The sequence below is a fragment of the Flavilitoribacter nigricans DSM 23189 = NBRC 102662 genome, from assembly GCF_002646595.1.
Taxonomy (GTDB): Bacteria; Bacteroidota; Bacteroidia; order Chitinophagales; family Saprospiraceae; genus Flavilitoribacter; species Flavilitoribacter nigricans.
In genome coordinates this window covers 1-14935 of record NZ_PDUD01000029.1, presented here as the reverse complement: position 1 = coordinate 14935, position 14935 = coordinate 1, and the positions used below count along the sequence as shown (strand labels likewise).

Here is a 14935-nt window from a genome sequence, read left to right as displayed (position 1 = left end):
TGTTCTGCCGGACGCGGTACGCAGTTTCCGACAGACCCTGTAACCTCATTTTCTAAACCAGGTTTGATCGAAAACCTCGCCCGGAGCTGGAGCGTGGTGATCCGCCAACAGCATCCTGTTGACCCGGACGCGCTATACCCGTTTTTAGCTCCGCTTTTCCCGGGGTATTCCAAAACCAAAACAATCCATTGAATTATGAAAAACACTATTAAAACCTTATCCTTTGTAGCCATTTTTCTGCTGGGATTCAGCCAGCAGACGACACTGCAGGCCCAGGGCTGTAAGTCGGCCACCTCGGTCGTCAGCGATATCTTCAACAATTACGGCAAAATTCTCGCCACCCTGGGATGCACCCTCGCCAATCAGGCCGGATGCCTGGACAATGCCCAGAAATACGCTCAAATGACCAGCGATATGGTGGCCTACTGGAATAAACGCTCCAAAACGACGAGTTGGGCTACGATCGGTCCCCGCCGACTGGACTTCAACCAGGATCACATCGGGAAGATCGTCAGCACCGGCGGCCGGATGTTCATCAGCCCGATCCCTTCCAATAAGAACGAACTGACGGTGTCCATTGATGAACTGGACGGCAAGGGAAAAACCAGCGTGGTCATCTGTAAAGTCGATAAGAACAACAACTACTTCCCGCTGGCAACCAAATGGTTCAATGATACCAGTGAGCGGAAGAAAAAGCACGATGAAAAACGGAACTTTACCATCAAAGGAGTGAAGGGATACCTCATTTCCATCCATTTTGATGGTAAATCAGTAGGCAACACTTTCCAGTACAAACTGAAGGTGAAGTAAATTGAGTGGTATGTTTTGGAAGTTTGGACGTTAGGATTTTCCAACGTCCGAACTTCCGATTATCTCCCCGGCCTAAAAGACGATCGTCTTGTTCCGGTAGGGCAGGATCTTATGCTGTAATTCCAGCCAGATGGCCTCCGCGAGCACCACCTTCTCCAGGTTTTTGCCCTTGCGCGTGAGGTCGGTGATCGAATCTTTGTGAGAAACCGCTACTACATCCTGGGCAATGATCGGCCCTTCATCCAGATCCGCGGTTACGTAATGGCTGGTGGCCCCGATGATCTTTACCCCCCGATTGAAGGCAGAATGGTAGGGGCGGGCGCCCTTGAAAGCGGGCAAGAAAGAGTGGTGGATATTGATGATCCGGTTGGGCAGGGCACTGACAAATTCATCCGAGAGGATCTGCATGTAGCGGGCCAGTACCACGAAGTCTACATCCAGTTCCAGCAGGAGTTTCAATTCGGCAGCTTCCTGTTCGGCTTTATTCTCTTTGTTAATGGGGATGACGTGAAAGGGAATATCAAATCGTTCGGCGATATAGTGCAGGTTATCGTGATTACTGATAATGCAGGGGATGTCCACGGCCCACTCTCCGGATACGTACCGCTGCAGAATATCGTACAGGCAATGGGACATTTTTGAAACAAAAACGGCCATTCGCGGTTTACGATTAGTGAAGTGGAGTTGCCAATGCATCTGAAATTTGCGACCAACTAAAGTGCCGAAGAATTCATCAATCTTTTCCTGAGGGATGGAAAAACCTTCCAGTTCCCACTCTACCCGCATGAAGAAGTGTTGAATATCCTGCTCAACGTGTTGGTCAAGACTGATAACGTTGCCGTTGTTCTTATGGAGAAAATCCGTTACGGCCGCTACCAGTCCCATTTGATCGGGGCAATGGATCAGAAGAATGGCCGTATTGTCGCCTGCTGAAATTCCCATGCTAATTGATTTTGGCCCGCAAAAATGGGGAATTTTGCCAAGATTTTACTACAGACTTTGGGAACTTCTCCTATTTGGTATAACTTTATATGTTTCAGCACTCCGTGCAGTTCTTGGCCCTGCGGTCAGAGTTGTCAGTCAATCGTTTGAAAACCAGTTGATTGACCCGGCCGCAAAACCGTCAATTTCCGGAAACGGCTTAATTAAAATCGGCCGACCACCGGCAATTGATAACCACCGGCTAAAGAGCGAGCGGACTTTTGTGGTATTACACGTGGAAATTTAGCATGACGCCATTTAAGTTACAGGATGTAGAGCGCCATCTGGAAGAAGCCGTATGGCTGGAAGGCGAAGACTGGCAACTTGGAGGTGCCGTAAAGGGCCTCACCGAGGTGGAGCGTCATTTGTGGGTAGCCAGGGTGGAGGCGGACGGCAAATACGAAGTAGAGATACAGATCACACCCAGCAAAGTCAAATCGGTTTCCTGCGAGTGTAGTACGTTTCGTGAGAACGGTATGTGCGGGCACATCGGAGCGGTGCTGATTGAACTCCGGGCCCTGATGGCGCACCGCAAACGCGAGCGGGAGGCCAAAAAGAAAGCGGCCGAAGTCCGCAAAAGTGAAAACAAAAGACGGCTGACCCTGGACGCAGTCCTGGAAGAAGCTCCACCCGGAGAACTGTTGGCCTTTATACGCGAATATGCCCGGCACCACCGGCAGTTTTCCCTGGCCCTGAAAGCGCGTTTTACGCCCCAGGTCGATCAGATCCAGAGTCGGGAAAAATACGGGCAACTGCTCAATACCGCGATCAGTGTATCCAGAAAAGCCAACCGGCGCATCAGCCTGCGGGGCGTCCAGAAGCTGGCCAAAGTACTGGAAGAGGTCCTTTTTCAGGCCGAAGGTTATTTCTACGCGGGCCACTACCAGGAAGTTATGGATGCCGCCGGCATGATGCTGGAAAAGATCACGCCGATCCTGAATAAAGTGGATCGCGGACGGGAAAAGCTGGAAGTTTTCCTTCGGCAGGCTTTTGCCTTGTTGGGGAAACTGGCCGACGGCGATGCCCCTCCGGCGCTAAAACGCAAACTCTGGGACTACGCCCTCGATGAGAGTGGTAAACTCTTTTATCGCAACCAGTCGATGGATGTGCAGTTCTTTCAACTGCTTTACCGCCTGGCGGTGGATGACGAACGCAAAACCCAATTACTCAAACTGGTCGAAGATCATCTCGAAATGAAGGTCACCCAACCGGAGGCCGAGGAAGAGATGTTGCTGTTAAAACTGCGCCTGTTGGAAAAAAAGGGCGATCAGCAGAAGATCAACCAGTTTTTCAAGGAGCAGATCGGCCAGCCGCGACTGCTGAAAAGAGCTATCGACCGGGCCCGGAAAATGAAAGACTGGACCGCTGCCCGGCACTGGATCAATACCGCACTGGAGCAGGATAATTCGGCCGAAGACCGCCAGGTTTGGCAGAAACTCGCGCTGGAAGTCGCTCAGGAGAGCGACGCCAAGCAGGATATCCTGCCGCTGGCCATGGAATTGTTCATTTACAGCGGCCAGCCGCGTTATTTCGATCTGGCCCTGGAGCAGACCGAAGACAGTACCCAGGTATCGGACGAAGTGTTGCAAAGACTGGTGCTGGAATCCCCGCGGGCAACCCGCCAGGAAGCGATCGCCACCGTACTGTCGCGCACAAACCGTCTGGATGAGCTGTTAAAGTTTCTGGAACATTCCCAGTCTCTGCTACTACTGCAAAAGTACGATCACCATTGGCAGAAAAAAGACCAGGAAAAACTCTTCCCCATTTACCGCAAACTGGTGATGGGGTATCTGAAAGATCACCTGGGACGGATAACATCTCAGAAAATAAAGAACATAATAGATTTTTTGTACCAGACGGGCCGTTCTTCCATGGCGGAACGTTTAATTGAAGAAATGCGAAAAACCTATCCGGAGCGCCACTCCTTAATGGAAGAATTAGACATTATTTAATTCATCTTTTCCTAGCCAGATTAAGAATTATTCTAAATTTGCGCCTATTTAGCCAATTGCTGGAATAGGCTTTGGAGACTTATTGGACGACTATATTAACTAAATGAAAAAAGCTATGATCGGAGAATTAAAGGATACAAACATCAAGCTAAAACGGATCTTCATTGAGCCTAAACTACCTGCTGCTCTGGAGCCACTCAACAAGCTGGCCCATAATATCTGGTGGAGTTGGAACAAGGATGCTACTGATCTGATCGAATCCATTGACCCGAAACGGTTCGTGGAACTGAATTACAATCCGGTAGCACTGGTGAAAGAGATCGACGCTACAACGAGCCAGCGCCTGCTTGAGGACAAGGGATTTATGTCCAAACTGAAAAAGGTGGTGCAGGATTTTGATCGCTACATGGACAAGAAGTCCTCCCAAAAGGGAACTTCCATCGCCTACTTCAGTATGGAGTACGGACTGCACATCTCGCTGAAGTTGTACTCCGGTGGTCTGGGCGTGCTGGCCGGTGACTACCTCAAAGAGGCCAGTGACGAAAATTCCAACCTCTCGGCGGTTGGTTTGCTGTACCGCTACGGGTACTTTACCCAGGGCATTTCCATGCACGGCGAGCAGATCAACAACTACCCACCCCAGGAATTCACCAAACTTCCGATCGAACCCGTTCGTACCAGTTCCGGTGATTGGTTGAAAATTTCCGTCAATATGCCGGGACGGACCGTCCAGGCCAAGGTCTGGAAACTGCCCGTAGGCCGGATCGACCTCTATCTGCTGGACACGGATTTCGACGAAAACAACTGGGAGGATCGTACGCTGACGCACCACCTGTACGGAGGCGATAACGAACACCGCCTGAAACAGGAGATCCTGTTGGGGATCGGTGGGGTGCGCGTGCTCAATGCACTGGGCATCAAAGCGGATGTCTACCACTGTAATGAAGGTCACGCGGCCTTCAACGGTCTGGAACGCCTCGGTGATTATATCCACCAGGAAAACCTTTCCTATCCGGAAGCCCTGGAAATGGTACGTGCTACTTCGCTGTTTACCACCCACACGCCGGTACCGGCCGGGCACGATTACTTCACGGAAGAGCTGATGCGGCCTTACCTGTACGCTTACATCGCCGAACTGGGAATCCCCTGGGATCAATTTATCGCCTTGGGGCGGAAAGATAAAGAGAATCACCACGAACAGTTTTCGATGAGCCACCTGGCCATCCGGCTGTCACAGGAAGTGAACGGGGTAAGTAAACTGCACGGTCTGGTTTCCCAGAAAATGTTTAACGGACTATTCCCGGGCTATACCTCCCAGGAACTACATATCGGCTACGTTACCAACAGTGTACACTATCCGACCTGGATCGCCGATGAGTGGCACGACCTGTATACCAAGACTTTCGGTACAAAATTCCTGCGAGATCAGGCCAATAAAACCTATTGGCGCAAGATCCACCAGGTACCCGCGCAGGAAATCATGGAGATCCGGAAGGTGCTGAAAAAGCGACTGCTGGATTACGTTCGCGAAACGATCCAACGGGATTTCACCAAACGCGGCGAGAGCCCACGGACCATCTTTGACATCACCAATAAACTGAACGACGATGCGCTCGTGTTTGGTTTCGCCCGTCGTTTTGCCACTTATAAGCGGGCTCACCTGCTGTTCTCCAACAAGGAGCGTCTGGCGGCTCTGGTGAATAATCCCGATCGTCCGGTTATCTTCCTGTTTGCCGGTAAGGCGCACCCCGCTGATGGCGGCGGACAGGGATTGATCCGCCACATCGTGAACATTTCCAAGGAACCGGAATTCCAGGGTAAGATCATCTTCCTGCAGAATTACAATATGGAAATGGCCAAAACTTTGGTTCAGGGCGTGGATATCTGGCTGAATACGCCGACCCGTCCGCAGGAGGCATCCGGTACCAGTGGTATGAAAGCAGCGATGAACGGGGTGATGAACTTCAGCGTACTGGACGGCTGGTGGGCCGAAGGTTTCCGCGACAACGCGGGTTGGGCCCTGCCCGAAGAACGGACCTTCGCCGAACAGAATATGCAGGATGAACTTGATTCCGAGAGCATTTACAATATCATGGAGCAGAGCATCATCCCGACCTATTTCGATAGGGATGCCGGGGGGATCTCTACCAGCTGGGTGGAATACATCAAGCAGATCATTGCCGAGGTGGCTCCGGAGTTCACCATGCAGCGTATGTTGCACGATTACTACGACCGCTTCTACGTTAAAGTGCACGAACGTGGACAGAAACTGAGAAGTAAGCAGTACGCCGCTACCGTCGAACTGAACAAATGGCGCGAGAAAGTGATCCACGCCTGGGACGCGATCGAAGTACTCGACTCCCAGGTAATGGATACGGACAACCATCCGCTGCCTACCGGAAAACCCTTCGAAGCTTCCTTCAAGTTGTTTCTGGGTAGTCTTTCGGCGGAGGATGTAGGCATTGAAGTGGTATTCTTCAAGCGCAAAAGCGAAGATGAACTGGTACCGCAACTGACTAAAGAACTGGAGGTTAAAAAGGTGAACGGTCATACGGCCACCTTTGCCTGTAAGGTTGACCCCCAAGTATCCGGAGTATACGAATACGGTTTCCGCCTGTTCCCGAAAAATGAGCTCCTGGCCCACCGTCAGGACCTGAATCTGGTACAGTGGCTGTAATGCTGCTTTACCTTCGGTAGCAGGATCTTAACCGAACCTGATAATGTGCCAGTCGGGGATTAATTCAATTCCTGACTGGCATTTCTTTTTCCAGGGAGTATCCTAAAATGTGTAGAGCTACAGCGTAGCGACCTGATCAAACGATATGGAAGATCATCAGAACGGTGCGCTGCACCTGAAAACATCTGCCTCAATCTATTCTGTAGCTATGACGGTGCGCTGCACCTATCACTGCGCAATGGTTGGTGCAATTTGGGATGACACAAGCGAATCAGGGGGGGAAGTCCCGTCCGGACCGCTGAAAAATGTAAAACCTTGTAAGTCAATTACTTACAAGGTTTTTGATTTAATGCCACATATGTAAACAATTGACTTGCAGTTAATTACAAAGGCAAATAAAATTTGCACAAAGATTTTTCGTGCAATATTTGTACAATTCCAATTAAGACCTCTTCTATTTTCTACTAGCTCTGTCACAATTGTTTCTTACATCGAATTAAAATAACCATCAACTCCCATACGTTCTTTCCATAATTTTCTCTCCTCATTTACCTCCAATGTAGACCAATAGCCTCAGCAGTTTAAAACATCCATTCACATTTAGGTAAATTTGATGAATGAACGGAGCTAATCCGTTAAAAACTTCAATTAATATGAAAAGTAGTTACCTACTATTTGTGATCGGTACGATCCTCTTTCTGGGATCCGGCTGTGATAATGCGGACGACTTCATGCTCCCTATGGAATTTGCCGTTGAGCCATATTCTAAAATAAAAATTGACGGACAAGTTAAGATCTTCTTTAACAAAGAAACTGGCCCGGATGAGTACTATGTTGAAATTACTTCTACCGAAGAACAAAGAAAAGACATAACGATCGTCAATGAGGATGGCGTACTGACCATTACGGTAGGTGAGGATGTCGTTTTTGAGGATGAGGTCACTATCAATCTAAATGCTTTAGAAATAGATGAGATCCGCCTACAGAGCAATCAAAAAGCGGAGCTTATTGGCTTTTTTGACCAGGAAAACTTAAGGGTCGTCACAGAAGGATTCAGCGAATTAAAATTGGCCTGCCTACGGGTAGACAACCTGGTTTCCGTCCAGGAGGCTGAATCGACCTTCCATCTGGAAAACTGGTTTGAAGTGATCGAGGAAGCGTTGATCATTCCTGAAGAAAACGCGGTTATGGTAAATGATACCACTCTGCTGGTTGATGATTCTTCTTTGATCATTGGCGAAAGTATAGCCCTGGAAGGCACTGGTCCTTTGAACTGGACGGTCTACGGCGATTTCATAAAAAGATATTATTTCATTTCCCAGGCCGATTTTAAAACGGAAGGTAAGACCTATTTAAATGCCCTGTTTGCTCCGGTGGTCGATCTGAACATCAAGTTGGAGGGTACTTCGGAGGCTATGGTCTGGGCGATCGACCGGCTTTCCGGGAAAGGAGAAGGTGAGTCGCTACTTTGGTACCGGGGAGATCCCGACCTATCGGAGTTCAGAACCCAGGGAGCAGCTCAAGTCCTACCGATGTACTGAACTAATTTCTGCCTTGACAAAAGATTCTTGTAAAAAATGGCACTTACCGCTTTTCAAGGTAAATGCCATTTTTTATTTAATTGCATAGCGATCTCCATGCTCAATATCCACCGCCCCTTCTGTTAACGGGAAGAGGTATACGTTTTCTGCCCTTTATTTTTACTTCTCCTTCGATCACGATCTCTCCATTACTCCTTCTGTTGGTTGGTCGTCTGCGGGGCCTCTCATATCCGCCATCTCCATATTCATCATCGTATTCATAATCCTCATAATACTCTTCTTCGTAGCGTTCCCGAGAAAAAGGAGGACCATAAGCTGGAGGCGGTGGTGGGATCGGGCGGCCTTCTTTAATTGCTTCTTTCCGAGCCTTCATGTATTCGCGATAGACTTCCGCATCGGCTTTCAGTAATTCGCGATAATATTCTTCCTCCGCTTTTAGCATCTCCCGGTAGTACTCATCTTCGGCCTTCCGCATTTCCCGGTAATATTCCCGATCTGCTTTATCCATTTCCCGGTAGTACTCCTGCTCCTTTTTGAATGCCTCCTTCCGTCGTTTCATCTCCTCTACATGAGGAGGCTGAGCCACCAAAGAAAGGCCGAAGGAGCTCATAATTATTATTAGTAAGGATTTTAGTAAATATTTCATTGTCAAAGAGTTTTGTTTTTGGGAAGTATTCTAACGGGCCAGGTCATTATCTTAGGGCCTCAATTCCAAGGTTTAAATAAAATTTAACGCTTAAGCAGATTTTGTTTCGCAGGTCGTGGGTAGCCAACTTAACTCATAGGCATTACCTTAATTTGTATCTTGAGATATGCTCCTCACGCTGAAATTCTTCGTGCAACTTTTCGTGCAAAAATGCACTAACAAAACGTAACTAGCTGAATACAAGATTATTACCTTTTTTGACATCACGTCCCGTAGGGACGAACTATAGGTAGCCCGTCCAATAATTTGGGAGATTTGCGTGCTGTCGATACGCAATTTGTTTTTACATGGCATACCTACGGCATGCTAAGCCGGGAAATGGACATTTGGCTACCTACATTTTGTGCCTAAAGACACATTTCCTCCACATTGAACCGCTGATTCTTATGACACATCTTCTTCTACTGATTGCCCGGGTAGGTGCAGCGCACCGTACTATTTTCAGCCCAAAGGGATGAAAATATCTAGAGCTACAGCGTAGCGACCTGATCAACCGATATGGAAGATCATCAGGACGGTGGGCTGTACCTGAAAACATCTGCCTCATTCTATTTTGTAGCTCTGACGGTGCGCTGCACCTAGTAAATGCGTAATGGTTGGTGCAAGTTGATATGATACAAGTGAATCAGGGGGGAAAGTCCCGTAGGGACGAACTATAGGTAGCCCGTCCAATAATTTGGGAGATTTGCGTGCTGTCGATACGCAATTTGTTTTTACATGGCATACCTACGGCATGCTAAGCCGGGAAATGGACATTTGGCTACCTACATTTTGTGCCTAAAGACACATTTCCTCCACATTGAATCCCTGCTGATTCTTATGACACATCTCCTTCTACTGATTACCTGGGTAGGTGCAGCGCACCGTACTATTTTCAGCCCAAAGGGATGGAAATATCTAGAGCTACAGCGTAGCGACCTGATCAACCGATATGGAAATCATCAGGACGATGCGCTGCACCTGAAAACATCGGCCTCGTTTTATTCGGTAGCTATGACGGTGCGCTGCACCTATCAATGCGCAATGGTTGGTGCAAGTTGGTATAACCCTCTTTTTCCACTATAGTGTCTCTCCGTGATCGTCGCATCCGATCCAATTCCGCCCGCTTAAATTTTGCATTTCATCTATTGTTGCTTTTGGAAAGATTCAGGTTTATTATCTTGCAATTTTATCACCAAGCACTCAACTAGTATGAATAACCGCCTTTCGCAGCTTGTGCCTTGCGGGCCCCTCCGCATTGGCCATCTCTTTTTTATGCTTATTTTAATGCTGGCCGGCTTTCCCGCATTCGCTCAGGAGAGTCCGCCGGAAACCGATCCGCGACTGTACGACATCGCCGCGGCACCTTCTCCGGAACGAATTGAGGCCGATATCCGAAAACTCGTCAGCTTTGGGACCCGTCATACCCTTTCCGACACTACTTCCGAAACCCGCGGCATCGGTGCGGCCCGTCGCTGGATCAAGGCCGAGTTCGACCGGATCTCCGAAGATTGTAACGGTTGCCTGGAGGTGTTTTTCCAGAGCGAACTGGTACCGGCTGAAGGCAATCGCCGGATTCCGGAAGATACCTGGCTCGTCAATGTAGTAGCCATTCAGCGTGGTACGCGTTATCCCGATCGCTATATCATTATGTCCGGAGATATTGACTCCCGGGTATCGGACGTGATGAACGCTACGGACGATTCTCCCGGTGCCAACGACAATGCCTCCGGGATCGCCGGTACGCTGGAAGCAGCCCGCATACTCAGTAAATACGAATTCCCGACCAGCATCATTTACACCGGTCTGTCCGGTGAAGAGCAGGGCCTTTTCGGTGGGCGCATCATGGCGAAGAAAGCAAAAGAAGAAAACTGGGACATCATCGGTATTCTGAATAATGATATGATCGGCAATATCCACGGGATCGACGGTGTGATCGACAATACCACTTTCCGGGTGTTTTCCGAACCGGTACCGGTAGGGGAGAACGAAAGGGATCGCATCTGGCGCCGCTTCTACGGCGGTGAGGTCGATGGTCCTTCTCGTCAGCTGGCCCGTTATGTAGACCGCCTGACCGAAACCTATACCACCAATCTGGATGCGATCATGATCTACCGCCTGGACCGTTTCGGTCGCGGTGGCCACCACCGGCCGTTCAACGACGAAGGATTCGCCGGGGTACGGATCATGGAGACCCACGAGAACTACAATCGCCAGCACCAGGACCTGCGTACCGAGGACGGCATCGAGTACGGTGATGTGATCGAAGGTGTAAATTTTGAATACGCGGCCAAACTGACCGGCGTAAATGCGATCACCCTCGCCGGCCTGGCGGCAGCGCCCCCGCCGCCCCAGAATGTAATGATCGGCGGAGCGGTAAGTCCGTCCACGCGGCTGCGCTGGGATGGGGTAGAGGACGCCGACCTGCTGGGCTACCGCATCTACTGGCGCGATACAACGGCACCGCAGTGGCAGTACAGCCGGTTCGTCGGCAAAGATGCTACCGAAACGGTACTGGAGCACATTGTGATCGATAACTATCTGTTTGGCATCGCTTCCGTAGGTAAGGACGGCAATGAAAGTCTGGTGGTCTATCCCAAAACGCTGATTCCCAGAAGATAAGACCTCAAAATGCCGCGATCTTTGGTTCTGCCGAAGATCAGGGTACAGGCTGATCATGCTTAGCTTATAATTTCCCTATTCCCGGAGCTCCCGGGTCTGGCCCATATTTCTAAATCAAAGACATGAAAAATACATTTCAACTACTCCTTTGCCTGGTGCTAATGGCGGGTGGAAGCCTCTCGGCCCAGGTGGACCTTACCCCCGAACGTTTCGATTTTGATCCCGATATTACCTATGATGCCTCCATACCTACTCCGGAATCATTTCTGGGCTACGAACTGGGGGATCAGTTTACGCTGTACGCGAATGCAGTAGCCTATTTCCGGGCGCTGGCCGCAGCCAGTGACCGCATTGCGATCAATCAATATGGAGCCACCTACGAAGGGAAACCGCTGATCAATCTGGTGGTGACAGCTCCGGCCAATCACGACCGGATGGATGCTATTCTCGAAGACCATTATAAACTGATGGATACAGATGGCATGAGCACTTCGCAGGTTGACGATATGGTGGAAGAAATGCCGGTTTTCACCTCCTTTAGCTACAACATCCACGGTAATGAAGCTTCTTCGACGGAAGCGGCCATGCAGGTAGCCTACCGCCTGGCCGCCGGTCAGGACCAGGAGATTGCCGAAGTCCTGGAACAGTCGGTGATCATTATGTTCGTCTGCATCAATCCGGACGGGCGGGATCGTTATACCTACTGGTACAATAGCATGGTCCGCAGCCAGGTCGGACTGGAGCCCCGCGATCTCGAACACTACGCTCCCTGGCCCAACGGCCGGACGAATCACTACTGGTTCGACCTCAACCGGGACTGGGTCTGGGGCGTGCATCCGGAATCCCGCGGGCAGGTAGCGGAGTATCGCAAATGGATGCCCCAAGTGCACGTGGATTACCACGAGCAGGGCTACAACAGCAACTATTTCACCACGCCCGGCACCACTCCCCGCAATTTGCTCCTGCCGGATGATTACGAACCCTACGCGGATTATTTCGGTCGGGCGAATATTGAGCAGTTCAACAAGCACCGGATCAATTATTTCACGCGGGATGCATTTGATTTTTTCTACCCCGGCTACGGGTCCAGTTATCCCAGCGTAATGGGAGCGATTGGGATGCTTACCGAGCAGGGCGGTATTGGTGCCGGCCGGGCGATCGAGACCAATGACGGCTATGTACTGTTGTTGCGCCAACGGGTCTTTGATCATTACATCACCTCGCTGGCGACCATCAAAGCTTCGGCGGCCCGTCGGCAGGAATTGCTGAAATACAGCGTCAATGCCTGGAATTCCGGCAGTTCCAAGTCCCGGGTGAAAACCTACATTCTGCCCGCGGAGCAGGGCGGATATCTGGAAGATGTACTGGCCATTTTTCAGCGTCAGGGCATTGCCGTAGAACGAGCGACGGCCGACTTTTCGGTATCGGCCATGGACTACCGGACGGGCCGCACCGGCCGACAGGATTTTAAGGCCGGCGATCTGCTCGTTTCGGCCGATCAGCCGCTACACCTGCTCGTCCACGCGATCATGGAACCGGCGCTGGAGATCGAAGATTCCGTAATGTACGATATGGCCACCTGGTCGGCACCTCTGGCGTACAATCTGGATGCCTATTCATCGGAACTGGCGGTCAATGTGGCCTCCGAGCCGCTGACTGCGGCGGATGCAGCGGAAAACATTACCAAGGCTGATGCCAATTATGCCTACGTGATCGACTGGAGTCAGCGGCGTGCACCCGCCGCTCTGGCCGCACTTTGGGAGAAAGGGTACCGCGTACGGTCGGCCACCGAGGGTTTTACCGATGATGAAGGCCGTGAGTTCCCGGCGGGAACCTTGGTTATTTTACGGGGACGCAATTTGGAAAAAGCCGACGAGATCGTTGCGGACATGCGCGCGCTGGCCGGAGATCAGCAGATCGAGATCGTTGGCTATGATACCGGCCGGATGCAGGAAGGTTACGACCTGGCCAGTTCCCGGAACCGGCCCATCCAGCAGCCGCGGGTTGCCCTCATGGTAGAACCGCCATTTGACACTTATACGGCCGGTCAGATATATTTTCTCTTCGATTGGGAAACCAAATTGCCCGTACAACGTATACGCACATCAGTACTGCAGCAAACAGCAGTCCCTAAATTTGGCCAGCGCTACGGCCTGGCGGATCTCAACGATTACGATGTACTCATCCTTCCCGGCGGTGGAAACAGCCTGAAGGAAGTTTTCGGAAAAGAAGAGATCAACCAACTAAAAACCTGGATTAGAAGTGGTGGAGTAGTGGTCGCAACCGAAGATGCTGTTGATTTTTTCACCGCCAAGGCATCAAAGATCACCGACGTAAAAATGGCGGAAGCCCCGAAAGATTCCAGTGAAACTGCTCTTTACCTACCTTACAAAGAAAGACAAGACTATTACGGGAAAAAAAGAATTCCCGGTTCTGCCCTGCGGGCTAATATTGATATTAGTCACCCCCTGGCATTTGGTTTGAAACCGGAGCTGTACAGCCTGAAGTTCGGTGTCGATGCACTGAAACCGAGTACCGGCCTGCAAACCGTCGGCTACTACCACCGGGCGGCGGAAGATCTGCTGGCGGCCGGCTACGCAACGGAAGAGAACCTCAAACATCTGGCCGGTAATACCTTTGCCGGTGTGATGTCGGTAGGGCAGGGCAAAGTGGTATTTCTGACGGATAATACCCAGTATCGGATGTTCTGGCGTGGACCTTCGCGGATGATGCAGAACGCCGTAATGATCCTGCCCGGATTTTAGGCGCAGGCAGCTACAAGTATTGAAAAGTAAATGACCTGGATTTCCGGGGAGTTGCAAATTATTCAGCTTCCCGGGATTCCAATTGATCAACATCTACTATATTCACAATACAGAGAAAACGAGAACTTGATGAACATCAGAAAGACGGCTTTAATACTTTCGGAAATGCAAAACGACTATCTGCATGCCGACGGTGCTTACGGAAGGGCTCATATCCGGTTGCCGAACAACCGGGCCGTGATCGAGCAACTGATCAAAGTAACGAATGCATTCCGGGAAAACGGCGGAAAGATCATCACGGTAAATTTCTCCCTGATCTGCGACAAGGACAACAAACCCCTGATCTCCGAAGAACTGAAACAGGATTGTCCCTTTCTCACGCGCGGTGATTTTCAGATCGGTCGCTGGGGGCACCAGTTGGTCGAAGAACTCGCTCCCGCGGATTACGCTATCAATAAGATCAGTGAATCCTGTTTTCATATGACCCACTTGGAATGGCTGCTTCGCAAACTGGGGGTCGATACCCTGATATTTGGCGGTCTGATGACCAACGAAGGTCTGGCCAGTTCGCTGCGCGACGCACAAAACCGCAGTTTCAAAACGATACTGCTCCAGGACGGTAGCGGCTCTTTCTCCATTGCTTCCCAGGAAGCGGCTTTGCGGTCCCTGTCCTTCGTCACGGAGATCAGCACCTGCACGGACGTCTGCGGAAAGATCCAGCAACTGACCTACTGATCCCGCTATCGGGGCCAAAGCAAAAGGTCCGGATAATACGGGGAATAATAAACATGAGTCATCGTACATTGCGATTGAACCCAAAATAGTGAAAGAATATTAGAATAAGAGTAGGAAGAGCGAGATAAGGCCGATGAGTCACCTGCTTCAAAAAGCCGTTCGGGATG

General features: G+C 50.4%; 10 protein-coding genes. 8 read left to right on the top strand and 2 right to left on the bottom strand.

The genetic code is table 11. The features are described 5' to 3' along the window. Nucleotides 1-195 precede the first annotated feature (195 nt). Entirely contained in the window at nucleotides 196-810 is a 615-nt protein-coding gene (locus tag CRP01_RS24505; RefSeq protein ID WP_099152756.1) for a hypothetical protein, read from the top strand. Nucleotides 811-882: 72 nt separating this feature from the next. Here CRP01_RS24505 and purU read toward each other — a convergent pair whose 3' ends face one another. Next, nucleotides 883-1752, bottom strand: a complete 870-nt coding sequence (purU, locus tag CRP01_RS24500) for a formyltetrahydrofolate deformylase (protein ID WP_099152755.1) — start codon at nucleotides 1750-1752, stop codon at nucleotides 883-885. Nucleotides 1753-2039: 287 nt separating this feature from the next. On the opposite strand from purU, the gene CRP01_RS24490 reads away from it, so the two are divergent. From CRP01_RS24490 to CRP01_RS24480, 4 genes are all read left to right on the top strand, one after another. Further along, nucleotides 2040-3743: an SWIM zinc finger family protein gene (locus CRP01_RS24490; protein ID WP_099152753.1), complete on the top strand. Its 1704-nt coding sequence runs from the start codon at nucleotides 2040-2042 to the stop codon at nucleotides 3741-3743. 103 nt (nucleotides 3744-3846) lie between these two features. Next, the gene (gene glgP / locus CRP01_RS24485) at nucleotides 3847-6420 is read left to right on the top strand and encodes an alpha-glucan family phosphorylase (protein WP_233752747.1); all 2574 of its coding nucleotides are present in this window, start codon (nucleotides 3847-3849) and stop codon (nucleotides 6418-6420) included. 145 nt (nucleotides 6421-6565) lie between these two features. Continuing rightward, entirely contained in the window at nucleotides 6566-6784 is a 219-nt protein-coding gene (locus CRP01_RS42430; protein ID WP_170110522.1) for a hypothetical protein, read from the top strand. Nucleotides 6785-7073: 289 nt separating this feature from the next. Further along, the gene (locus CRP01_RS24480; RefSeq protein WP_099152751.1) at nucleotides 7074-7961 is read left to right on the top strand and encodes a GIN domain-containing protein; all 888 of its coding nucleotides are present in this window, start codon (nucleotides 7074-7076) and stop codon (nucleotides 7959-7961) included. Between the two features lie 100 nt (nucleotides 7962-8061). Here CRP01_RS24480 and CRP01_RS24475 read toward each other — a convergent pair whose 3' ends face one another. Then, nucleotides 8062-8607, bottom strand: a complete 546-nt coding sequence (locus CRP01_RS24475; protein WP_099152750.1) for a hypothetical protein — start codon at nucleotides 8605-8607, stop codon at nucleotides 8062-8064. Between the two features lie 1314 nt (nucleotides 8608-9921). On the opposite strand from CRP01_RS24475, the gene CRP01_RS24470 reads away from it, so the two are divergent. The 3 genes from CRP01_RS24470 (at nucleotide 9922) to CRP01_RS24460 (ending at nucleotide 14768) form a co-directional block, all read left to right on the top strand. Beyond that, nucleotides 9922-11268, top strand: coding sequence for a M28 family peptidase (locus tag CRP01_RS24470; RefSeq protein ID WP_099152887.1), 1347 nt, complete (start codon nucleotides 9922-9924; stop codon nucleotides 11266-11268). A gap of 122 nt (nucleotides 11269-11390) precedes the next feature. Then, nucleotides 11391-14033 carry a M14 family zinc carboxypeptidase gene (locus tag CRP01_RS24465; protein ID WP_233752746.1) on the top strand — a complete coding sequence of 881 codons (2643 nt, stop codon included), beginning with the start codon at nucleotides 11391-11393 and terminating at the stop codon, nucleotides 14031-14033. 129 nt (nucleotides 14034-14162) lie between these two features. After that, a complete protein-coding gene (locus tag CRP01_RS24460) occupies nucleotides 14163-14768 on the top strand; it encodes a cysteine hydrolase family protein (RefSeq protein ID WP_170110521.1) in 606 nt (201 codons plus the stop codon). Nucleotides 14769-14935: the final 167 nt, after the last annotated feature.